Here is a 22985-nt window from a genome sequence, read left to right on the forward strand (position 1 = left end):
TAAACGCTACCGCATGGGGTGATATAGTGAATCGGTTACCAAATACCAGCCCCTTATATAATCCAAATGGTACGTATGCCTTTGGCAATGGGGTATTAGGCTGGAATTCACTTTCTGATCTATATGAAAGCGGATTTTACAGGCGATTACAAAATACGCTCGAATCTAACTTCGCACTCACCCAGAAACTGGGCTTTTTAACGAAGGGCCTGTATGTACGCGGAAAATATGCTATGTCTTTTGGTTCGGGATCTACTAAATATAATTATGAACAGCCTTCAATCTGGTCTTATAATCCAGCCACTCAAGCTTACAAACTAGAGCGCCCGGCGACTATTCCGCAATATAGTATTAATAGTAGTTTCCAGGATTATACAAGAACTCAATACACGGAGGCATCTATAAACTACGATCGTACTTTTAATGCAATGCACAAGGTTACTGCTTTGGCAGTCGCCATTCGGACAACTGATGAGATACACATTGCTCTTCCAAGATCATTTCAGGGTGTTTCCGGTCGTGTAACCTATGCTTTCAAAGACAAATACCTTATTGAAGGAAATGTAGGATATAATGGGTCCGATCAATTCAGTAAAGGTAACAGGTATGCTTTGTTTCCTGCCGGGGCCCTGGGCTGGGTAGTATCAGAAGAGAAGTTTATGAAAGAGAATGTCAAGGTGATCGATTTTCTTAAATTCAGAGGTTCTTACGGTGAGGTAGGGAATGACCAGATAGCTGGATTTAATTACCTGTATCGCTATGAATTTACCAACCCGCCGGCACCCGGATCTTCAAATACTAATCCAAGTTATTATAGTTTAGGAGTATCTCCTGTCGGTCAAGTCGGACTTATTGAAGGGACTCTAGGCAACGACAAGGTGTCCTGGGAGATTGCCAGGAAAGCAAATATTGGAGTGGATCTTCGATTATTTAAAAGCCGGTTGAGCTTTACGGGGGATATTTTCCAGGAAAAAAGGAGCAACATTCTGGCGAGGAGAAATGATATACCACTCTATACTGGTTTATTAAGCTCGAAACTTCCTGCGCTTAATATAGGAAAGGTTACAAACCGCGGTTATGAGATGGAATTGAGCTTCCGCGACAAGATTGGTCAGCTAGGGTTCAGCATCGGCGGTAATTATACATTTGTACGCAACAACATCGACTATATCGCTGAAAGACCTCAAAAATATGAATATCAGGCACAAGCTGGTAATCCGATAGGCCGGCCTTTCGGTTACATATGGACAGGGAAATTTTACGACACTCCTGATCTAACCAACTCTGCTGTAGCTAAACCTGTGGGAGCGCTTATTGCAGGTGACCTGATGTTTGAGGACTTAAATAAAGACGGGATCATCAATACCGACGACAGAAAATATATCGGCTATTCAGACCTTCCTGAAAAAATGTTTGGTGCTAATTTAGGTTTGGAATTCAAAGGATTTGACATTTCTACGTTCTGGCAGGGTGCATCTAACGTAAGCATCCGTCCTTCAGGACCGATAAGTAATGAATTTGGTCCGAATGTACAACCATTCCATAAAGAAAGCCGCTGGATTTACGATCCTTCGCGCGGACTGGATACCAGAGCAACCGCAACTTATCCATCCCTGCAGATCGGAGGGTCCGCTTATACAAGGGAAGCATCCAGCTTCAATCTTCTTAATGCGGAATACCTGCGCTTGAAAACTGCAGAGATTGGCTATACTCTTTCACAGGGATTAGCTAAAAAGCTTCGGTTAGCTAATGTAAGAGTGTTTATGAACGGAAGTAACCTGCTTACCTTTGATCATTTAGGTAAATACAACATCGACCCGGAATATTTCAGTTCTTTAGGATCGGCAAACGGGCAGGGAACCGGAGCATATTCGCCACAAAATAAGTTTTATGCTTTAGGGCTTAATGTTACATTTTAAGATAGATTTAAGACATAGTATATGAAGAAGATATTTGTAATAATCGCAGTTCTCATCACGCTGACTTCGGCGTGCAGTAAGGACGGAACTGACCTGTTAGACCCGGCAACCACAGGATTGACTGAGGGGGATGTGTTTGGCAGCCCGCAATACAGCGAACGTTTTTTACTGGATATCTACCGCCAGATAATTCCAGTTTTAGCACACACAGACTTTGCAGGACCACGCTGGCGTAACCTGGCTCACCTGGAAACAGCTACAGACAACGGATCAACAATTGTTAGCGGTAATGTCAATGTTCGGGATTTTAATTCGGGGTCGTGGACGCCCAATTCTACTGGCATGTTCTGGTACGCTGACTGGACTAATAACAATTCGGCCATAAGGGCTTGTAATTTGTTCCTGTCCCATATTGACAAGGTACCTGCGGATCCTCAGTACAATTTTGATGATAACACCCGGAAGATCCGGAAAGCTGAAGCGAAGTTTCTGCTTGCGTTCAATTTTGCTGAGCTCGCCAAGCAATTCGGTGGTTTGCCACTCTTGAAGAAGGTGGTGTCGCCGACGGACGCGGATATATTCATTGAAAGATCGAATTATGACGAAACGATAGCCTACATCACTCAGTTATGTGATGAAGCCGCTGCAGACCTTCCATTAGTACAGCCCGATGCTCAGCTCGGCCGGGCTACAAAGGGTGCTGCACTTGCCTTAAAAGCGCGGATGCTACTATATGCTGCGAGCCCCTTGTGGAATGATTCAGGTAGCCCAACCAATACCCCGGCTGGTGGAAAATTTGATGCAAAGAAATGGGAAACTGCCGCAAGAGCAGCGAAAGACCTTATTGCTTTGAATACCTACCAATTACACCCAGATATTGCATCACTTTTCATCACAAGGACAAATTCAGAAATTATTTTTGCTCGTATGCAGGAGCCTATGAGCTATCACAGTGCAACTCACGTTCCGTACACACTTTATAACGGAGCAGGTGCTTACGGTGTAGGTGGTGTAAATCAGGTTTCTTATAATATGGTTAAGGAGTACGAGGTTCTCAAAAACGGCGCGGCCTATTTCGTTGATGATCCTGCTTCCGGACACAACTTTCAGGATCCTTTCAAAAATCGTGATCCACGTTTTTACCGCGACTGCATTTTTAACGGTTCTAAAGTTTTTGGTAAAACAGCTGAATTCGGTAATCCGGAGCCTGGCCATAATAAATCCGGCGCACATAATATGGGTTACCTGAAGGAAACGCAAAATTATAACACGTTCGTTTATAGTGTAAAGTTCGCTGATCAAACGTTAAACGTTACCTGGGATGCCCGTTCAGCTGCTGCAGGAACCCGGGTTCATCAGAACTATCCATACCTTAGGTATGCGGAAGTTTTGCTTAATTATGCAGAAGCAATGAATGAAGCATTTGGCCCCGATGTGGATGCATTAGGGATTGGAAAGACTGCGCTCCAGGCGGTGAATGAGGTACGAACCCGTGCGAAATATCCAACCGGCCGTACTGAATATCTCGGACAAACAGGCGGTATGCCACCGTTAACGAGCGGCACTAAAGATCAGGTGCGTACAAAGATCCATCACGAGCGTCGTGTTGAGATGTCATACGAGGAACATCGCTTCTGGGATGTGCGCCGCTGGAAAGTTCTGCCGTCAACAATGACCGATATTAAGGCTCAGATTCCGATTTACAAAAAAGACGGAACGCTTGAGTATCAGATTAAAACAATAGATACCCGGTTTTTTGATACAAAAATGTACCGTATGCCAATACCGCAGTCTGAAGTATTAGCAAATCCAAAACTGGTACAGAATCCAGGTTGGTAATTTTGAAGAGTTTTTTGTAGTTAAGTATCGTCTAAGGAGGGGTAAAACCCTCCGCAAGACGTTGAGAAGAAAACAGGGCTTTGATCTAAGGATTACACGGATCACGGGCTAAAGAAATTAAAGATTAGCATAGTGTCGTTTGATGGGGTGCTTTACACCCGGATGGTAATATATATGGAACAGCAGGGGGAAAGTTATTTAAGGTGGATCCTGCAAGTGAGGAACTTATCTTTTTATTGGAGAAAGCATCCAGGCTCACCGTCGATAAACAGGGTAAGCTTTATTTCAGCAGGGGTACTCACCTTTGGCAATAAACCCTTGGGAAATAGAAATCCAGAATTTTATTTATTTAGGGAAATGGGTATATTGGGTACGTTAACGTATATATGAAAAAGCCAATTTCAAGAAGATATTTTATTGCTGGTTCCGGAGCATTGTTTGCCGGATTTGCTATGAATCTGCAGGCCGCTGACTTTTTAGCGGAGGAGCCGATAATCGACATCCATCAGCACACAGACTACGCTGGCCGAACCCAGGAGCAGATGCACGCCCACCAGCGCGCAATGGGAATTACGACAACTATTCTTTTGCCGGCAGGGCGGCCATTAAGCTATGGCTCAACACATTATGGCGTTAGTAATGGCCTGCAGGTTAAGGCTGGCGGAAACGAGATATGCTATAATTATGCTCAGTTGCATAAAGATGAGTTCACTTACGGAGCCTGCGAAGTACCTGACTTTCCGGGTGCAATACCCGAGCTTGAAAAATACCTGAAGCTGGGAGCGAAGGTAATTGGGGAACTGAAGTTTAATGTAGAATGCGACTCTCCTGAAATGCGCAAAATATACGAGCTCGCACAGGCGTACAATGTTCCCGTGCTTATGCACTGGCAATACAATATGTACAATAGAGGCTACGACCGTTTTCATAAGATGTTGAAGAAATATCCTAAGGTGAATTTTATTGGACATTCTCAGACATTCTGGGCAAATATAGACAAGAACCACACTGACCAGAATGTTTTATACCCTAAAACCAAAGTAACACCAGGCGGGCTTACAGACAGGCTGCTTAGAGATTATCCAAATATGTACGGTGACATGTCCGGAGGTTCAGGTCTCAGTTCTATGACCAGGGATGAAGATCAGGCTCGCGGGTTTTTAAGCCGCCATCAGGATAAATTGTTGTATGGCAGCGATTGCGATGATAAGGCTGGAGTAGGGGCGCCATGCCAGGGAGCAGCGACAATTGCAGCTATCCGGAGACTTTCCCCAAGTAAAGAGATTGAAAGGAAACTGCTGCATGACAACGCTAAAAAGTTGTTCCGGTTATAAGAACAAAATTGTATAAGGCAAATAAGATATAGGGCAAGCCCTATGTTGAACTGGCAAGACGCCTACTTTAACGCAGAGTGTTTCGCAGAGTTCGCAGAGAAGAAATCAAACCAAACGACCTCAACAAGCACTTTGTGAAAAACTTTGTGCTCTCTGCGCCTGTACTCTGCGCCCTCTGCGGTTAAACTTCGGTGGGTACGTATCCAGTGGTATATAGTAGACGTTAGTTACGATAACAATAGAAAATATAGTCCTATGAAGGAGAAAAACCCGCGGCGGGATTTTATCAGGAAAGTATCATTAACCGGTTTAGGCCTTGGACTTGTTAGTCCCTTTACAGAGGTGCAAGCTCATCCGGCAAAGGATGTAATTGTTCCGGCAGTAGTACCATCCTATAAACAATCGGGGCCATCCCTTCCGTTTATACCAACGCGCACTGCGAGCTGGTGGGTTACGATTAATGAACTCCAATGGTCTCAAAAAGGGGTTAGGGATGAGATCAAACGGAGGGCAGCAGCATTTGCTGAAGCTAAAATTGATACTGCAATTATTTTCGGGTGGCATATCAGGTTCGATTTTTCCAATTACTTCGGCGCCCTTCATGGTTATATGGCTGAAGTCGCAGATGAGCTTCATAAGTATAATATCAAACTTATGGATCATTACTCCTGTAACCATACAGAACGTCCGCGGGATAAAGCCGAGTTTGAAAGGCTGCATAGAGGGCAAAGGCATCATGTATTGTTATTTCATGACGAAGTAGCAAGGGATCAAGCACAATACGAAGGGCATTTTTTTAACGATATATGTGAAGTGGACCTGAGAGATGGCAGCAGGGGATATGCGAGGCAATACCAGATGGAGGCGTTCTGCCACAATAACCCGGGCTTCCTTGACATGCATGCTAAGTACCTTCAGCGTTTGCTTAAAGAAGTTCCTCTTGACGGCATAGAGGTAGATGATATGTGCGATTATGCCGGTTTAACTACCTGCGGATGTAAACACTGCCGTGCCAGATTTAAAAGGGATTATGGCCACGAAATCCCCCCTTTTACAGACAAGAGTTTTTTTGGCGATACCACTAAACCGATGTTGCAATGGGGTAATTATCAGAATCCGGTGTTCCGGGATTGGATACGCATGAAAACTGATGGGATCGTTGACCACGTCAAAATGATTAAGACCATATTGGGCGATAAGCCATTAATGTCATGCTGTTCGAGTACGGGTCCCATAATTCTTAACGCGGTTTCCCTGGACCTGGAAAAAATAGCTCCGCATCTTGATTTCTTTATGCTGGAGAATGTCGGCACCAATATAAAGGGTGTTGACTGGGTGCACATGGATGCTGAGGCTTTGAATCAGAAAGATATTGCTCAGTGGCGTGGAAATGCTGTTGCAATGGCGCTTAGTTATACAATTTATGAGATAGGCGGTTATTTTGGATGGACCCTGAGCCGGTTCTGGGGTGTAGCAAATTGGAGCAGTACGCTAACTAAGAGATTGGAAAAAGACCCTGAGGACGCGATGGAACAGGAAGATGTGATCAGCGCGACGAATAATTGGGAAGTAAAACATAGCGACCTGGATATCCGTGACGGTAAAGATATCGTCGAGATAAGATTGGTGAATAACAAGTTATGCAAGGACAATGGATACAAAGATGAAAAAGGAGTTGAGCACTGGTCTAAAGCCAGGGCATGGTCCGGGCATTTTGTTTATACGAATGTAGGATATCGCTTCCTTCGTTATGAAGAACTTGCTGATGCAGACGCACTTTCAAAAGAGAAAACTCCTGTTGTGATTGATGGGTCTGGGTGTATTTCAGACAAGCAGTTTAGTGCGATCAGTTCCTACCTTGCAAAGGGCGGAACTGCCTGGGTGGCCTTGCCATTCGGTACCCATGACGAGAAGGGTTTTAAAAGGGCGGCTCCGCTTTCTGACAAGCTTCTTAAAATAAAGTATAAGAACCTGACAATAATTAACACTCCCGCCACTACCGGCAATCCTCTGGCGGAGCTTATACAGGCCGGCAAATTCAAACCCCTGATATGTCAAACATCCGGAGGGAACGGCTGGGCGGCCCGGATCAGGATGTACAAGAATAAACCGGTTATACACTTTATGAACTCTCAAATGGAAGGTGTTCCTCATCCTACAGTTAAAGACGTTCCGGGGAATGCAATATTGGCTGCTATTAACTCAAAGATCACCGACAATGAGCTCAAATACGAGATATCGAAAGGCGGGCCTGATCTCTCAGGAATAAAGTTGCTAAGCCCGGAAATTGGTGATGAGAAAAGAGACATCAGGGTAGAGAAATTGAAGAATGGACACACGCTTGTGAGCGTCAGTCTGGATAAAATAAAAGTTTATGCAGTTGCTCATGGATAAGTATTAGGTATCAAGTATTAAGTATTAAGTATCAAGTAACAAGATGCACAGACGTACAATGCTTACGGAGCATCTCCGTCCGGCCAACCAATAACATAGTAGCCTGTCATTGCGAGCCTGCCTACCGCAGGCAGGCGCAGCGCGGCAAAACAACCAACAACAAACCTCAATGACCTTCAATAAAGCCTGTTTAAGACTCACCTTTACTATCGTCGTGTTTTCACTCTTGAGTAAGACAGCTACTGCTCAAACCGGCAAGGAGCTGGTGATTGTGACTTTTGGCAACTCCACTACTGCGCCGAGGAAAGGTGTCAATCAAGTATACGCTATCCGCATTCATGACTTGCTCGATGCGTCCGGAATACAGAATAAGGTAATAAATTCCGGAATCGGGGGAAGCCATTCTGGCTCTGTGAAAGACAATGACTATACAAAAATCGAACACGGAATGGATCGTTTTGAGAAAGCTGTTCTAAATCACCACGCAGATTGGGTGACATTGAACTTTGGACTTAATGACGCATATCAGGATAAAGGTATAGGAACTACTTCACGTATCCCCGTTGAAAAGTACATTGAAAATCTTAATTACTTCATTTCTCAGATCAGGAAGGATAACGGGAAAGTCATTGTGTTAACACCGAATCCTGTAGGCTCAAAGCTTGACAGGTTTCGTTACGAGCGCCTAACTCAATACAGAAAAGCTGCGAAAAGCGTGGCAAAATCAAATAAGACTTACTTTATTGATTCATGGAAGCTGTTTTACAGGTTTACCCGTCGAGATCCCAAAAGCATCGATTCTTTATTGCCTGATGGTACTCATCCGAATGACATAGGACATAAGCTTATCGCTGATGCAATAGTAAAAATTATAAAGAGGGCAGAGAACTGAGCTCTGAATTTTCAGGCTTTGTTAGACATACACTTAGCGTAAGGTGAGTGTAGGACGAGCGTAGGATCAGCGTAGGATGGAGCTGTCTATATCCTTCCTTAGCCGGTGCTTAGCTAAAACTGGATATTAATAAAATACAAATAAAAAGAAGCTACATATAAGCTCCTATTTAGGTATTGTAAAGCGTTTAGGCTCTGACGTCGGATTTCAGACCCTGCCTGCCGGCAGGCAGGGTCAGACTTCGTATCTTATCCCGGCTTTGAGGGATTAGCTCCGTATAAATTGTCAGTAACAAACGTTTTATCTTCTGCCCGTACAGCCTCCTTAGCATCCTTATGAGTGGTCAGCCAGTTTTGGCGGACATCACACTTAACCTGAGGTACACCCCGTATAACAACTGCCGTTTGCGGCGCATAAAACGTATTATTATATATTTCTATGAGGGTACCGGCAATGGTAGTGTTATCCTTGCGATCACGGCCCCCGTGCATGTCAAAGCAATGGCTTAAAGAAATATCTTCGTGAACGTTGTGACGGGCGGTATAACTGCATCCGATCCTTCCTGTACCCGCTAAAGAATGACGGTTTTCATTAAAGATATTGTATTCAATAAGGGCTGATGAGTTGTCAAGTGCTACTCCATAACCAAGTCCGTTATACTGGCATTTATATATCAGATTATGGTGGATATGATGATTGTTGCCTCCAGGTAGGTTGATACCGGCATGTGAAAATGCCGAGATCTCACAGTTATCTATCTCCGCTTTCGGAAACTTAATATTGATCCCGTTGGAAGTCGGGAATTTATAATAATAGTTGTGGCCTGGGCCGCCTGTGCTGAATGCTCTTTTGTGATGATCGAGATATCGTTTCGGGTTGGGCCCTTGCAAACGTATTCCGCTAATTCTGACGTTAGGTCCCATGATCTGTATCATGAGAGGGGTGTCGAGACTGTCGCTGGTTATTTGCGCGCCCGGCGAACCATCGTGTCCGCGATCGCTCGCAAAAGTAACCCCCTCAGGAATCTTCAACGTTGTTTTATCAATGTAGATGAAGGTTGTCATATCTATAACAGCCTTACCGGGAATAAAAACAACCTGACCTGATTTAGCCTTAGACAACACATCAATCAATGTTTCAAGATCTTCAGCTACATAATCTCCCTTCGTGACAATTTTCTTATAACCTTTGCCACCGCCTATTGGGCCGCTATCATCAGCTTTAGCACCGTAAACAGTGTTACCGATTTTCTTCCACGTTGTTTTGTCAGCTATTGACGGGTCAATATTCTCAGTACCTGCGAGGACGGGGCTTACTGAGCTTAAGGCTGCCAGTGAGCCTGCTGAGGCGGCTGCAGTAACGAATTGCCTTCTGCTAAAGTTCTTTTCCATAATTATTTATTTCTTAATTAATGGCCACTCGCTGTGTGACGTGATAGTAAATTCGGCGCCCTGTTCGAAATCATAACGGTAGTTGTGGCTTCCCGCAGGTGAATCTGCCTTCATACCACTCACAAATGAGATAGGCCCGCAAACTACCCTGCTGAATTCACCTTCGCGTTTAACATCGACAATTGTATAGCTGGCATCTCTTTCACCGTCTGTGTTAACGAAGATTTGCTCACCCTTTAGTGTTTCACCTTCCGGTAGCTTTTGATCGACTATGATCCATCCTCCGCCGGATGTCTCTTTGTTCATATCTACTACCTTACCTGTGATCTGCCCCTGGGATTTTAAGTTTAACTTTCCGTCGCTTAGTGAGGTTCCATTTACAAGCACCGCTTTGATAGCTTTATCAGAATTCATTCGGAGATAACCGATTGAACCGGACATCGAGATATTATTCGACAACTTGATGTCTTTCGTGCCCGAATTATACATTACGTAGTCAATGTCGCCGTTGGTCTGCTCAATTTGTAGAGCGATCTGGTCTGAATCGCTGGTTGCAAGCCGTTTAACTTTCTTAATGAACGGTTTATTCTTGTAAGGCTCAATAACTGAAACAAACGTGCTACTAAGGTTTTCTCCTTTTTTGTGCATAAGCACATACCCAAGCTTTTTAGGATTGCCTGGTTTGTTCTGTGGCGGATCACCATCTGCAAGGGCAATATCATTCGACTGAGTAACGGAATACATTCTCAGATGTATGTTATCTTCAGTTTTAATAGTGCGGTAGCCTGGTTCAACCTTCCAATCGATCATGAACTGTCCCGGCGGGCTTAGATCCTTCCTGACGTTATAAAGAAAAGAGTAACCCCTCGGGAATCCATTGACGCCAGTTCCTTTTGAAATATTCTCGCCTGCATAAGTTCCTTCTATCTGTGGTATTAATGCAAGCCCCAATGTTGTGATCTCTCCCGGCGGCCCATGGAAGCTGTATACATGGTCTTTTCCTCCCTCAACATGGAAGAGGTCTATCACGTAGGCGTTGCTGTCCGTTCCAGCCTTAATCAGGAACATGGTCCTTTTATAGGTTTCTAATCCGGGATAAGCCTTTTTGCCATCGAGCTCAAATACACCAAAATCATCAAGCTGTTTGAATATCCTCGAGTAGCCGCTCCATATCTCTTTCTGCGGCTGTTCGTTAACAAAAACAGTGTTGTGAGAAATAGTGCTCCCTGTCCAGTCGTTGTTGCTGGGCATCGGGGTTGCATATTCCGGGTACCCGTGGTCGGGCGCCAGCCAGTTGCCAAACGCAAATAGGTCAAAATTAAGCATGTCCGGATGAGCGTGCTTCATTGTCCGGCCATAATTATTGGTCAGCGCTATTCCGGAGGCCCCGTTACCACTTTCGAGTATAGCCAGCCCGAATCCGCTCATTAAGTAGCCCCCAATCGGACGAGGTCCTGCGCCTTCCCCGATCTTTCTTATCTCTTCAGATATCCGGTCGGGATCTTTGGCAAAAATATCTCTTTCAAGGCCTTCGGCTGAATTCTTATTACCCCTATAGGCTGCTTTAGCGTATTCAGGATCTCCGGTGTATCTAAAACCTTTTGCTATGAATTTGGGATCAATATAGTTGCCGACAAATCCTGTAGAGCCTGCATCGCCTATGTTTGGAAGAGCAACTCCGAGTGCCGACATCCGGTAGGCCGCTATAAACGTTGTGCCATATTGCGGGAACTCCGTAATAATATTATGTTTTGTGTATCCTTTGTATCCCTCCAAACGATCTGCAATGTCGGTAACCAGCCGTCCCCACATAAATGTATAACCTGGTGCGCCCTCCTCCGTGGTACCGTCATGATCGAGATTATTGATCATTTGTCCGGAGATATTCCCTCCGTCAGCAGAGAATACCCAGTCGAGCCAGGTTGTTGTTTCTGGTTGTGTGTCCAGTGCCACCGCGGCCATTGCCACAGCAAGCTGATGCATACCCTGGTTTCCCTTTACCTTTTTCGACAGTGCGCCATTGTAGACCTCTCTCAAAAGACCGTCATCCACATTCTTAATGAAAAGCGCGCGGGTGCCCTTAGCTCCAGGAAGCTTGTATTTCGTTGACTGGCGTTTCAAGAAGGAGTAGAGTTCGGGGTTGTCAATCGTTCCGCTGATTATCTTGTCATAATTATCCGTAAATATTCTCACCAAACTTGTTTCCCAAATGTTACCACCAATTTTACCGATCAGCGTTCCGCCGTCAGATCCATACCACCCTCTGGAAGCATAAGGATTCCAGTCCATCGCTGGGTAAATATCAGCCAGACGATCAAAAATGATTGCTGCTTTACGTGCATACAGCTTATTCCCGCTGTAGATATAGGCGTCACCAAGCTCGGTAAGGGCTTTATTGATGTAATCCCAGTGCTTCCAGTTATAATAAGCGATGAATTTATGCGACCTGCCATTCTGATCGATGTACCCAAACCCGTCGTCTACTCCATACTGGTGAAGCGGGTCTTTCGGATCTGGGTGATCAGCGTTAAAGAGCAGGCTTTTATCGCCTTTAGATGCGTCAAACTGACCAGTTTCGTCGATGGCGCTTTTAAAGAATTTGCCGAAATCGTTTGTAGGGAAAACACTCTTACATGAAGGACAGGTAAGCTTCCATGGTTTTTTTTCAAATTCCGGCTCATAGGGATAGTTTCCATACTGAAGAACATCGAGACCGCATTTTAAACATCCAAGGATCTTCGGCCCTTTTGTGAGACGGTCAAATGTGACGTCAATAGTCCGGGGTAAATTCTGTCCCTGCACCATATTCCAAAGCTCTGTGTCGCTTTTCGAAACCCAAAATGCTGCCTTGTTTGCAGCGTTACTTTTTAGTTTTTTGCCCCATTCATATTTATTACAGTTGCTCTGCAAGTTGATTAGCTTTTCCCTGGTATAAAATCCGCCGTGAGTTCGTTGAGCAAATCCTGGGCTGCTTAGGATTAGGAGGGTGATTAGTACTAAAAAACGGTAAAATTGAGGAGTCGGGATAAGTAGGCGCCCGTTGTCCTCCGCTGGCGGGAGTAGGGGGTGGAACTTTCGATTGTCTGGATTAGGAGTAATAGGATTTAAAGGATTTATAGGATTCATAGGATTACTGATTACCGCTAACCGATTACTTTAAAACATAACTATATAAATGAGAGCCACTGACGAAAAATATCCGCCCCTGAGAATAATCGCCGCCTGCTTTAATTGGCCCTGGCGAAGTCGCTATCAATTTCATCTCATAAGTTTGGGGCATCACCTGAACGATGGCCCCTTTTCCGAAGAGGATAAAAAATTCCCCTTTGGGGCCTTCTACGAAGATTCTTGGGCTTTGCTCTGCAGTTGTAAGACCGAATTTTTCAGTTAGATCTTGCTTATGAACGATGGTTTTTTTAACAGGGTCAAACACAAAGAATGTTTTTTTATCTACTATGCCATAAACCAATCCTTCCGGAGCCGATCTCATTTCGCTATATTCCTGTGCTCCGGGAAAAAGAACCTTTTGCCATTCAATTTTTTTTGATGCCAAATCCATAATATAAAGAGCTGCTTCAGTCGCTTTTTTCTCGCCCCCTGTACCTGGCGCAGTAGTAGTTCCCCCCAGTAGTTTTCCTGCCGGTAACGGAACCAGACTTATGCTACTCTGGTCTTTGACAACCTCAGCATCAGTGAGCAGTTCAGCCTTCTGGATTTTATTATCCCAGATAAGGAGGCCACCACCGGTGAGACCGTACTCTGGAGTACCTCCCATAATGATCGTTTTTCCGTCCGGATGGGCAATAATCCGGAATGGTCTGACAATGTCATGTCCCGCGTTAGCGTAATATACAGGATTCGAATTTTTATTCCCCCGAACCGTTCTTACCCATGGTTTTGAAGGGTCCCATTCGATCAGGTGTCCACCGTTATATACTCCGAAATAAACTTTCTTATTTTGATTTACTAAAGCATTAAACTGGCCCAGGGCAGCCCGGTTAACCCACTTATCTTTTTTAAGATCATAATTAAAGAACCGCATGGGGAAAGCTGTTCCACCAACAATAGAACCGTCAGGTGCAGCTCCGATGCCCATAACGATAGCGCCATCGCTGGTATAGTCAAAATTTACCTTTGTCGCGATCCTGGTTTTCGGATCTTCAGTTATCAGAATACGCTCTACAAGATCAAGTCTCTTTAGTATCGTTCCGTCCGGGAAGCTAGTATCGAAAAGGTTCTGCGTACCGGTAGTTATGTTTTTAGGCTTACGGTTATTGTACATGCCAATCTTTTTGCCTTCTCCTTTATAAAGTTCATACCACTCATTATCGATCGCACCGGTCGTTTGACCGTAAACTTTACCATTGAGATCGCGGTATACCAACGCCTGCCCTAGCTTGCGTTCGCTTTGAGGGAGGATCGGCTTGGCAGTTCCTGTAACCGGGTTAAAGGCAAATAACTGGGTGCTTGCATTTCCGAGACCGAAATATATCCATCCGGTATCATCAGCTGCCATCGCCCGTTGATATTGCCGCCAGTTCTCTTTATTTACATACCCATAGTCCTTCAAATATCTTGATTTAGGGTCGAATGAAACAATGCCACTGTTTGGGTAAGTTACAGCCCATATCTTTCCTTTATCATCCTCGGTCATAGCCATAGCCATCTGAGGCATTGTACCTTTAGTAAATGTAAAAGCCCGTTTCACCGGATCAAATTCTGTAAAATGATCTCTGAAAAGAGTGTAAAATTTATTGTCACTTGATAAGATCGAAGAATAGGGGGTATCCTGTTTCGGATCGAACTGAATAGGAAACTCCTCGCTTTTGCCAGTCTGCGCGTCAATCATCAACAAGGCATAGCCTCCACGGTGGTCAAAAAGCCACACCAATACAACATTTCTTCCGTTTCCGTCGACTGTTGATACTACTCCGCGATGGTTGCTAATAGGGGAGGCCACCCCATGATCATAAAAGCCATTGCCCAGGTCTTGCGTTGCCGTTTCGACAGTAAAGCCTGTACTGTCTGCCAGCGGAATTACCTGTACTGGTTTTTGAGAAAATGCATTCGAGAATGCAAGAATACTGATGCCAAGAAAAATAATCGTTTGCGATCTCATAATGGTTATGGGTACGTACCCATAAATATAAAATATTTTCACTAATATGTCTTTATATTTTTCTTGTTCGATTTCATTAAGATTGGCAAGGTCTGGATTATTCGCGGTTTTTGAAGCAAATTACAAGATTGATGAGTTTCCAGTTGGCGCCGGAGAGTTGAAGGTGCGGTACGAGGTATTAAACTGTAATGTCAACTCATTTAAAATATTATTTGACTTTACGGAATATACTGACTATTTTCGGGTACGTAACCGTAGCAGGTTCAAGTTAGCCTGTTTAGGCGCCGAAAAAGCAATAAAAAAAAATAGAAATATAAACACTAATCATATAAAATAGCGGGAATGAAAATTAGTTCACATCGTAAATTTGCCCTTTTATTATTACCATTCGCCTTAATAACAGGGGATAGTATTGCTCAGCGCTATGCTGGCCCTTTGAGCCCTGAAGAATCCCTTAAAAAGCTAAATGTGGCTCCGGGTTTTTCTGCGCAGATCTACGCCGCCGAACCGTTTGTTGTTGATCCTGTTGCTCTGGAATTCGATGAAATGGGCAATGCTTATGTGGTTGAAATGCCCGATTATCCTTATGAGGTAGAGCCGGGTAAAGGTCATGGACGCATCAAAATGCTTTCTGATACAAACGGTGATGGACGTATCGATAAGGCAACCATATTTGCAGAAAACGTTACCGAAGCTACCAGTGTCCTTCCATGGAAAGGTGGCCTGATAGTTACCGCAGCTCCTAATATTCTATATCTAAAAGATACTAATGGTGATGGAAAATCAGACACCTCCGAAATACTGTTTTCCGGATTTTTTCAAAATAATTCAGAAGCTCAGGTCACTAGCCTGAGGTTTGGCATCGACAACTGGATCTATGCGAATAATAGAGGACAAAGCGGAAAGGTCACTTTCAGCAAAACCCCCGGTGAGGCTCCTGTAGAGGTTCGCGGGGCAGACTTTCGTTTTAGACTTGACAGGAATATTTTTGAATTGGAAACAGGGCCGGGGCAATTCGGTCAAACTATAGATGACTGGGGTCATCGCTTCTTTACCGAGAACTCTATCCACCTCCAGCAGGCTGTTATACCATGGAGGTACACGCATCGTCATGCCTTCCTCCCAACATCGAAATTCAATGCGACAATTACAGATCACGAGGAGATCATGTTCCAGGAAACTGCTCCTCCTTACTGGAGAGCTGAACGGACGAACCAGCGCAATAAAATGTACAAAGAGAACAATATGAATCGTATTGAATACGCTGAAGATCGTTTCACGGGCGCTTCCGGGGGTATGATTTACAATGGCGATGCACTTCCTAAGGAATTTTACGGCAATTTGTTTACAACCGATGTTGCGGGCAACCTTGTGCACAGAGATATTCTTACACCTGATGCGAAAAGCCCCGTACTGGCTGCAAAACGCGGAGAGAAAGAGAAAGAAAGGGAATTTATCTATTCCACTGATACATGGTTCCGCCCGGTTACATCTTCGGTAGGTCCGGACGGATATTTATACGTTCTCGACTATTACAGACAGCACATTGAGACACCGGTATCAATTCCTGATGATCTCAAAGCCGACATGGACTTTATGGCGGGTAGTGATAAAGGAAGGATCTATAGGATCCTGCCAACGAATGCATCGTACAAAAATGCTTCTGTGGATCTAAAAGGGATGTCAAGCGCGAAGTTAGTGGAAGTGCTAGGCAGAAATAATGGCTGGTGGCGTTTGCAAGCACAGCGTCTGCTGCTTGAGCGCCAGGACAAGTCAGCGGTTCCTGTTGTAAAGGCGTCGATCAGCAGCAGTAAAGATCCGAGAGCAAGGCTCCATGCTCTGTATGTTCTTGAAGGCTTGAACTCGTTGACTGCAGATGTGGTTAAGAAAGGTTTAATGGATAGTGCGCCGGGAGTAAGAGAGAACGCGTTGATCCTTGCTGAAAAATTTCCTGAAAGCCTGCCGTTGATGATCCAGAAGACCAATGATACTGACAAACGAGTAGCATTTCAGGCTGCATTAAGCATAGGTAATTTTAACAATAAAGAAGTAGTTGCAGCATTGGCTAATGTTGTCGAAAAATACGGAGAGGATGCCTGGTTCAGAAATGCAGTCCTAAGTTCAGAAGCGGGTTCGTCCCCCGAGCTGTTAAAGGCTTTAAGCCAGCGTCCTTCATTTGTTAAGAATGCAGGCGACTGGAAAAGCTCTTTTCTTCAGGATCTGTCAACCATAATTGGAGCGAGAAATAATAAATCTCAAATGGTATCGTATTTAGATATTATTTCCCAGCCCGTATTAAACAATGAAAAAGCACAAATAGCGTTACTTAAGGGGTTGAAAACAGGTTTGAGCAAGAATGAAGCATCAAATGTTCAGTTGAAGGAAGTCTTAAGCCAGATCAACACTGATAATGTTCAAGGAGTAAAAGCAGGTGTTGTGGCTTTAAAAAAAATGTATTAACGGTTGATCGAAATGAAAGAGAACAAGAATAAATATTCGCGCAGGGATTTTATTGGAAAGTATTTTTATACAAGCACCGTTTTGTTAGGAGGCGGGGTTTTACTGGGGTGTACCTCCATCAAATCAGTTGCGAACAATATTCCTGAATCAACCCCCGGCAATGAGCCTAAAGCCAGCCAGGATACAATTAAAACAAGTCAGGCTCAGGTGCCTCAACAAGAGCAAACAGCGCAGCAGAATAATCCTTGCGATGATCTCACCGGTGTTAGTGCCGAAGAAATTGAAAAGCGCAAGAAGCTCGCTTATGTTAATAAGACGCCAATTCCTGATAGTCACTGCAGCAACTGCACACTTTACCTGCCACCAGCAAAAGATAAACCTTGCGGGGGATGTATGTTATTTAAAGGCCCTGTTCGGCCTGAAGGCTATTGCGCTTATTGGGCACCCATCAGCAATTAAAGATCCGTAATTCTTTATAGATGAAAGTTTTGATTGTTTTATATGCTCTGTTGGCGAGTATCAATGCCGCAGCGCAAATTAAAATCGACCAGGCAATGGTGCAATACGTTGGATCAAGCGTTCTTAGAGGAAGCTCGGATGCGGTGATAGTGGGCAATGTTCCTCTGGTTCACACAAAGCAGTTTTTACCGCTCAACGGAAGCGGTGCAATTGTAGGTCAAGGCAATGTAGGTTCACAGCTTGATCAGGTATTTGAAAATATCTCTAAGAGTCTAAAAAGATCTGGGTCAGGTGCGGATCAAATAATCAAGCTGAATGTTTTTTTAACAAACACCGATCTGATCCCAGAAGTGCAGTCGTTAATTAGCCGGAAATTTAATACAGGGAAAAAACCCTCAGTAACACTCGCCATAGGGGAACTTGCACATCCCGATGCCCTGATCTCAATAGATGCGATCGCGGTTTCAAAGCTTAAAAGTAATCGGGTAAGGTTTACCGACACAAAGGTGAATGAAGAAGCTTCATCAGCAATTCTTCCTGCAGGTCCTGTTGTTTATGTTTCAGGGCAGGCAGCCAAAGGCGATCTTGCTCAGGCTACCAGAACTACTCTTAAGCAGTTAAGTGAAACTTTAAGTTCACTAGGACTTACGATTAAAGATGTTGTGCAGATAAAGTCATTTCTTACTCCAATGTCGTCTTTAAATATTGTTAAAAAAGAATTTACTGACTTCTTTAAAGGCGAAACTATCCCGCCACTGGTTTTTGTGGATTGGATCAGTGCCGACCCCGTTATTGAAATAGAATTGATTGCATCCTCCCCAATACAATCTGCTAAAGGAGCGCAAGTAGAATATATCACACCTCCGGGCATGGCCCCGTCACCTGTTTACAGCAAGGTTTCGAGGCTTAATTATGGAAAAAAGGTTTATTTGTCGGGCCTTTACGGAGTTAGCTCTGGCAATACTGATTCCGAGGTGAATAGCCTCTTTGGTTCTATGGGTAGTGTACTTGGAGCCAGCGGATCTGACTTCAATAACCTCTTGAAAGCAACTTATTATATTAGCAACGAACAGTATAGTAAAAGCCTGGGTGTCCTCAGGCCGAAATATTATGATCCGAAACGCCCGCCCGCAGCGTCGAAAGCAATGCTGAAAGGAATTGGTTTAAATGGAGCTGGAATATCCGTTGATATGATCGGAACAGTTAGGGAATAAGGAGCTGAGAACAGCTCAAGAAATAAACTATACTTAATATTATTATTAACATTTATTGTTTAAGAGAAAATAATTATTATTTTCGGGTACGTAAACGGAGCATGATAATAACCTCATGTAAGCCCCTGCCTGCGGGCAGGCAGGTTCATAGTCTTTTAATAACAAATCAAATTCTAATGAAAAATCGGAAAACTGATGCATCGAGACGGAAGTTTATTAAGCAAAGTTCGATAGCTGGTATGGCTACAATTATGGCGCTAGGGGCAACTTCTTCGCTGCTGGCCGGAGGCTTGAATTCTACGGGTATGCCAGCTATCCTTGGCGGATCATCGGCATGGGATAAAGCCAAATGGATAAAATGGCCAATATGGATTCCTGAAGCTGATGAAAAAGGAGTCCTTGATGTATTAAGAAGCGGTGTCTGGTCGCGAGCCGCGAAGGTTGACGAATTTGAACGTGAGTGGTCCAAAACCCTTGGTGTTAAACGTACTTTGACTGTATCGAATGGTACGAACGCGTTGGTGGTTGCTTTAAATCAGTTAGATATCAAAGGTGGCGACGAAGTTCTGGTTCCCCCTTATACTTTTATCGCCACCGTGCAGGCAATTCTGGCGAACGGCGCTATGCCTGTTTTTGTAGATGTGGATCCTGAAACATTTCAGATAGATCCCGATAAGATCGAGGCAAAAATAACTCCAAGAACTAAGGCAATCTTGCCTGTTCATATTATGGGATTACCTGCCGACATGGTTCGGATAATGGCTATTGCTAAGAAGCATAATCTGCTTGTCGTTGAAGACGCATGTCAGGCGCCGTTAGCTGAGATCAACAAGCAAATCGTAGGAACATTTGGTAACGCAGGCTGTTTCAGCTTCCAGAACTCAAAGAATATCGCAATTGGCGAGGGTGGAGCGATAATCAGCAATGATGACGCGTTTATGGACAAGTGTGTTTCATACCAGAATCTTGGATTACCACACGGAAGTGCGGTAGGAACGATAGCAACAGGTAGTATCAGATTGGGTACGAAAGTGCGTTTCACTGAATATCAGGCAGCAATTGGCCTTGCCCAACTAAAGCGGCTTGAAGAACAAACTGGCACTCGGAATGAAAATGCTGCCTACTTAAAGTCTAAAATGGAAAAGATTCCAGGCATTTTGCCATACAGGCTGTATCCTGGAGTAACGCGGGCTGCATTCCATCTATTCCCATTCAGATATAAACAAGAGCAGTTTCGGGGATTGTCAAGAACTGATTTTCTAACCGCCCTCAGGGCAGAAGGCGTTCCATGTTCAAGCGGTTATGCACCTCTTAACACACAGGAATTCCTTAAAGACGCATTTGCTTCTAAAAATTATAAGAAAATGTATCCAAAGGAATTGCTCGATTATACGAAATATATGGAGCGTAACCAGTGCCCTAAGAATGACCAACTGTGTTCAGAGGCGGTATGGTTCACACAGAATTTATTATTGGGAAGCAAGGAAGATATGGATTCAATCGTGTACGCGATAGATAAAATTCACAAAAATGCCGGAGCTATTAAAACCTCAATGAAAAAGTAATTCCTGAACAAGGAAATAGTGTGCAGGAGCAGAAAATATTAAGATTAAGATAATTTATGGGTAAAATGGATGAGACTGAGCAAATTGTAGATTTGCTGCCGTCTTCAGAGCTTCAGGACAATTTAAGAGCAAAAACATACAATTCCGGTTTTCCGGAAGCACACGATACATACAATGCGCTATCAACGGCCAGCGACGGAAGAATATATTATGTTCTGTCGTCAGACTTATTGGAAATTGGCGGTAAAATGTATGTATATGATCCAAAAACTGATGAAACCGAGCTTTTAGCAGATCTGACAGAGATCTGCGGTGAGAAAGGTTTAAACTTCATCCCACAAGGAAAGAGTCATACCCGCTTCTACGAGTGCGATGGGAAATTGTATTTTTCGACTCACGTAGGTTACTATGAGTTAATTGATGGTATGGACCGTATGCCGGTCAATCCACCTGCCGGATATAAGAAATATCCGGGCGGGCACATCTTATCGTATGATCTGAATACTAGACAATTTGAAGATCTCACATTACTTCCTGAAGGGGAGGGAATGGTGTCTATGACAATGGATTGCGACCGGGCCCATATCTATGGAATTAGCTGGCCGAAGGGTAATTTTATTCATTATGATGTAAATACCAACGTGCTGAATAACTTAGGCAGGATCTCCGGTAACGGAGAAGGAGGTACTCCGGGTGCAGATTTCCGTTCTCTTTGCCGCTCATTGCTGGTGGACCCTAACAATGGCCTTGTTTATTTTTCAACTTCGGAAGGAGATATATTCTCTTATGACAGGGACGCCCTTAAAATATCCAAATTTGAAAATGTTAACCTCAGGCTTGATTATTTTGGCAAATATGATCCAACCTTGCCGGGCAGTATGGGATATAATTGGAGAAAGATATTTTGGTACAAGCCTGAAAATGCCGCTTACGGCGTTCACGGAAATTCAGGATATCTGTTTCGTTTTGAGCCAGGCAAATCCAAGCTTGAGATTGTCAGACGCATTACTTCTGAGTTATCAATGAAAAGCGGGTTATTCGACCAATTCAGCTACGGATACCTTGGATTTCAACTTGGGCAAGATGGAGAGACTATTTACTACCTAACCGGCGGACCTATTTATATTGATGGAAAGCGACTCACAGGTGTTGATTCCATTGCGAAGGGTGCTGCTAGAGGGTTAGAAAACCTGCATCTTATTACTTACAATATACCAAAGCTCGAATACATGGATCACGGCCCGATCTTTTATGCTAACGGGGACCGGCCTACTTATGTTAACTCAATCGCAATCGGATTGGATGGCTCGATCTATTCCCTTGCAAGAGTTACCGAGAACGAACATACCCGAACCGACCTGATAAAAATTGAAAAAACTTTCAGGGAAATTTATGAATAGTCCGGCAATCTATTTTTGCACATTAGTGTTAAATCTTTTTAATTAATTATATTATTTTATTATATTCGGTTACGTAAACAATTTAGTCTGAGGGGCAAATAAGTGAGGAGAGTAGAAAAAGGCAAATTTTTATTAGAAGGCTAACCACTTTAAAAGTTTGAACGGTCAACAGTAAAAATTATCTTGAAATTTTGCTGAATATGATCAAATCAACATTTTTTTTTATCACATTGAAAAGGAAATTACATTTTATTTTTACTGTTGCGGGCACGTACCCGTGATAGTTGGGTCTCTCATTTAATCTGGATTTAATTTATAAACTATGCTAAAAATTTACATGATGATCTTCAAAACACAGAGGCTCCTCCCTTCTCTCGCAGGGATGGGGATGCTCATTGTACTGCTGTTAAGTCTGCCAGGGCAGGTTTTGTCGCAGAATCTAAAAACCGTTACCGGCCGCGTGACAGATGCCGGCGAACCTCTTCCGGGGGCAACGATTAAAGTGAAGGGATCAACGAGGGGTACTACAACGCTTCAAAACGGGACTTTTACAATCCAGGCGGCTAATAATGAAACTTTAGTTATTGGTTTTCTCGGAATGAAAACCCAGGAGGTTGTCGTTGGTACTAGAACTGCAATTAACATCGCACTTGAGGTGGAAAGTTCTTCGTTAAACGAGGTTGTTGTAGTTGGGTATGGTACAGTCAGAAAGCCAGACCTTACCGGTTCTGTTGGTGTTGTGCCAGTTGAAGATATGACCAAAGCTCCGGTAGGTTCTTTCGCCGAAGCGCTAGCTGGTCGCGTAGCCGGTGTTCAGGTATCTGCCAGTGATGGTCAGCCGGGAGGTGGCGTAAATATCACTATAAGGGGGGCTGGATCTTTAACTCAGAGTACCGCACCGCTGTACGTTGTGGATGGAATGCCAGTTGAGGGTCTTGAGCCCGAAAGCATTAATCCGGAAGAGATCGAGTCGATGACAATTCTTAAGGACGCATCATC

General features: G+C 43.9%; 14 protein-coding genes. 11 read left to right on the forward strand and 3 right to left on the reverse strand.

The features are described 5' to 3' along the window. From WKF69_RS09675 to WKF69_RS09695, 5 genes are all read left to right on the forward strand, one after another. Nucleotides 1–1919: SusC/RagA family TonB-linked outer membrane protein (locus WKF69_RS09675; protein ID WP_340381442.1), on the forward strand; the 1919-nt coding region annotated here is incomplete at its 5' end. 21 nt (nucleotides 1920–1940) lie between these two features. Beyond that, nucleotides 1941–3758 (forward strand): RagB/SusD family nutrient uptake outer membrane protein, encoded by a 1818-nt coding sequence (locus WKF69_RS09680; RefSeq protein ID WP_340381444.1) that lies wholly within the window; start codon nucleotides 1941–1943, stop codon nucleotides 3756–3758. Nucleotides 3759–4144: 386 nt separating this feature from the next. Next, nucleotides 4145–5092, forward strand: a complete 948-nt coding sequence (locus WKF69_RS09685; RefSeq protein ID WP_340381446.1) for an amidohydrolase family protein — start codon at nucleotides 4145–4147, stop codon at nucleotides 5090–5092. 255 nt (nucleotides 5093–5347) lie between these two features. Next, nucleotides 5348–7486 carry a hypothetical protein gene (locus WKF69_RS09690; protein ID WP_340381448.1) on the forward strand — a complete coding sequence of 713 codons (2139 nt, stop codon included), beginning with the start codon at nucleotides 5348–5350 and terminating at the stop codon, nucleotides 7484–7486. Nucleotides 7487–7655: 169 nt separating this feature from the next. Continuing rightward, nucleotides 7656–8378, forward strand: coding sequence for a GDSL-type esterase/lipase family protein (locus WKF69_RS09695; protein WP_340381450.1), 723 nt, complete (start codon nucleotides 7656–7658; stop codon nucleotides 8376–8378). A 248-nt stretch (nucleotides 8379–8626) separates the two neighbouring features. Here the strand turns inward: WKF69_RS09695 and WKF69_RS09700 are convergent, their stop codons facing one another. The 3 genes from WKF69_RS09700 to WKF69_RS09710 all read right to left on the reverse strand — a co-directional run bounded on the left by WKF69_RS09700 (nucleotide 8627) and on the right by WKF69_RS09710 (nucleotide 14888). After that, nucleotides 8627–9769 (reverse strand): right-handed parallel beta-helix repeat-containing protein, encoded by a 1143-nt coding sequence (locus WKF69_RS09700; RefSeq protein ID WP_340381452.1) that lies wholly within the window; start codon nucleotides 9767–9769, stop codon nucleotides 8627–8629. A 6-nt stretch (nucleotides 9770–9775) separates the two neighbouring features. After that, nucleotides 9776–12679 carry a heparinase II/III family protein gene (locus WKF69_RS09705; protein WP_340381454.1) on the reverse strand — a complete coding sequence of 968 codons (2904 nt, stop codon included), beginning with the start codon at nucleotides 12677–12679 and terminating at the stop codon, nucleotides 9776–9778. Between the two features lie 241 nt (nucleotides 12680–12920). Next, nucleotides 12921–14888, reverse strand: coding sequence for a hypothetical protein (locus tag WKF69_RS09710; protein WP_340381456.1), 1968 nt, complete (start codon nucleotides 14886–14888; stop codon nucleotides 12921–12923). A gap of 342 nt (nucleotides 14889–15230) precedes the next feature. On the opposite strand from WKF69_RS09710, the gene WKF69_RS09715 reads away from it, so the two are divergent. The 6 genes from WKF69_RS09715 to WKF69_RS09740 form a co-directional block, all read left to right on the forward strand. Beyond that, entirely contained in the window at nucleotides 15231–17348 is a 2118-nt protein-coding gene (locus WKF69_RS09715) for a PVC-type heme-binding CxxCH protein (RefSeq protein WP_340381458.1), read from the forward strand. A gap of 12 nt (nucleotides 17349–17360) precedes the next feature. After that, nucleotides 17361–17807 (forward strand): high-potential iron-sulfur protein, encoded by a 447-nt coding sequence (locus tag WKF69_RS09720; RefSeq protein ID WP_340381460.1) that lies wholly within the window; start codon nucleotides 17361–17363, stop codon nucleotides 17805–17807. A 20-nt stretch (nucleotides 17808–17827) separates the two neighbouring features. Beyond that, nucleotides 17828–19021 (forward strand): RidA family protein, encoded by a 1194-nt coding sequence (locus WKF69_RS09725; RefSeq protein ID WP_340381462.1) that lies wholly within the window; start codon nucleotides 17828–17830, stop codon nucleotides 19019–19021. A gap of 176 nt (nucleotides 19022–19197) precedes the next feature. Further along, nucleotides 19198–20586 (forward strand): DegT/DnrJ/EryC1/StrS family aminotransferase, encoded by a 1389-nt coding sequence (locus tag WKF69_RS09730; protein WP_340381464.1) that lies wholly within the window; start codon nucleotides 19198–19200, stop codon nucleotides 20584–20586. Nucleotides 20587–20642: 56 nt separating this feature from the next. After that, nucleotides 20643–21986: a hypothetical protein gene (locus WKF69_RS09735; protein WP_340381467.1), complete on the forward strand. Its 1344-nt coding sequence runs from the start codon at nucleotides 20643–20645 to the stop codon at nucleotides 21984–21986. A 322-nt stretch (nucleotides 21987–22308) separates the two neighbouring features. Further along, nucleotides 22309–22985, forward strand: a 677-nt coding sequence (locus WKF69_RS09740) for a TonB-dependent receptor plug domain-containing protein (RefSeq protein WP_340381469.1), incomplete at its 3' end; no start/stop codon positions are given.

It is taken from the genome of Daejeonella sp. (assembly GCF_037719425.1).
GTDB lineage: Bacteria > Bacteroidota > Bacteroidia > Sphingobacteriales > Sphingobacteriaceae > Daejeonella.

Coding starts and splice junctions, on each gene's coding strand:
- WKF69_RS09680 (WP_340381444.1), top strand. CDS start 1,941: ATGAAGAAGATATTTGTAATAATCGCAGTTCTCATCACGCTGACTTCG.
- WKF69_RS09685 (WP_340381446.1), top strand. CDS start 4,145: ATGAAAAAGCCAATTTCAAGAAGATATTTTATTGCTGGTTCCGGAGCA.
- WKF69_RS09690 (WP_340381448.1), top strand. CDS start 5,348: ATGAAGGAGAAAAACCCGCGGCGGGATTTTATCAGGAAAGTATCATTA.
- WKF69_RS09695 (WP_340381450.1), top strand. CDS start 7,656: ATGACCTTCAATAAAGCCTGTTTAAGACTCACCTTTACTATCGTCGTG.
- WKF69_RS09700 (WP_340381452.1), bottom strand. CDS start 9,769: ATGGAAAAGAACTTTAGCAGAAGGCAATTCGTTACTGCAGCCGCCTCA.
- WKF69_RS09710 (WP_340381456.1), bottom strand. CDS start 14,888: ATGAGATCGCAAACGATTATTTTTCTTGGCATCAGTATTCTTGCATTC.
- WKF69_RS09715 (WP_340381458.1), top strand. CDS start 15,231: ATGAAAATTAGTTCACATCGTAAATTTGCCCTTTTATTATTACCATTC.
- WKF69_RS09720 (WP_340381460.1), top strand. CDS start 17,361: ATGAAAGAGAACAAGAATAAATATTCGCGCAGGGATTTTATTGGAAAG.
- WKF69_RS09725 (WP_340381462.1), top strand. CDS start 17,828: ATGAAAGTTTTGATTGTTTTATATGCTCTGTTGGCGAGTATCAATGCC.
- WKF69_RS09730 (WP_340381464.1), top strand. CDS start 19,198: ATGAAAAATCGGAAAACTGATGCATCGAGACGGAAGTTTATTAAGCAA.
- WKF69_RS09735 (WP_340381467.1), top strand. CDS start 20,643: ATGGGTAAAATGGATGAGACTGAGCAAATTGTAGATTTGCTGCCGTCT.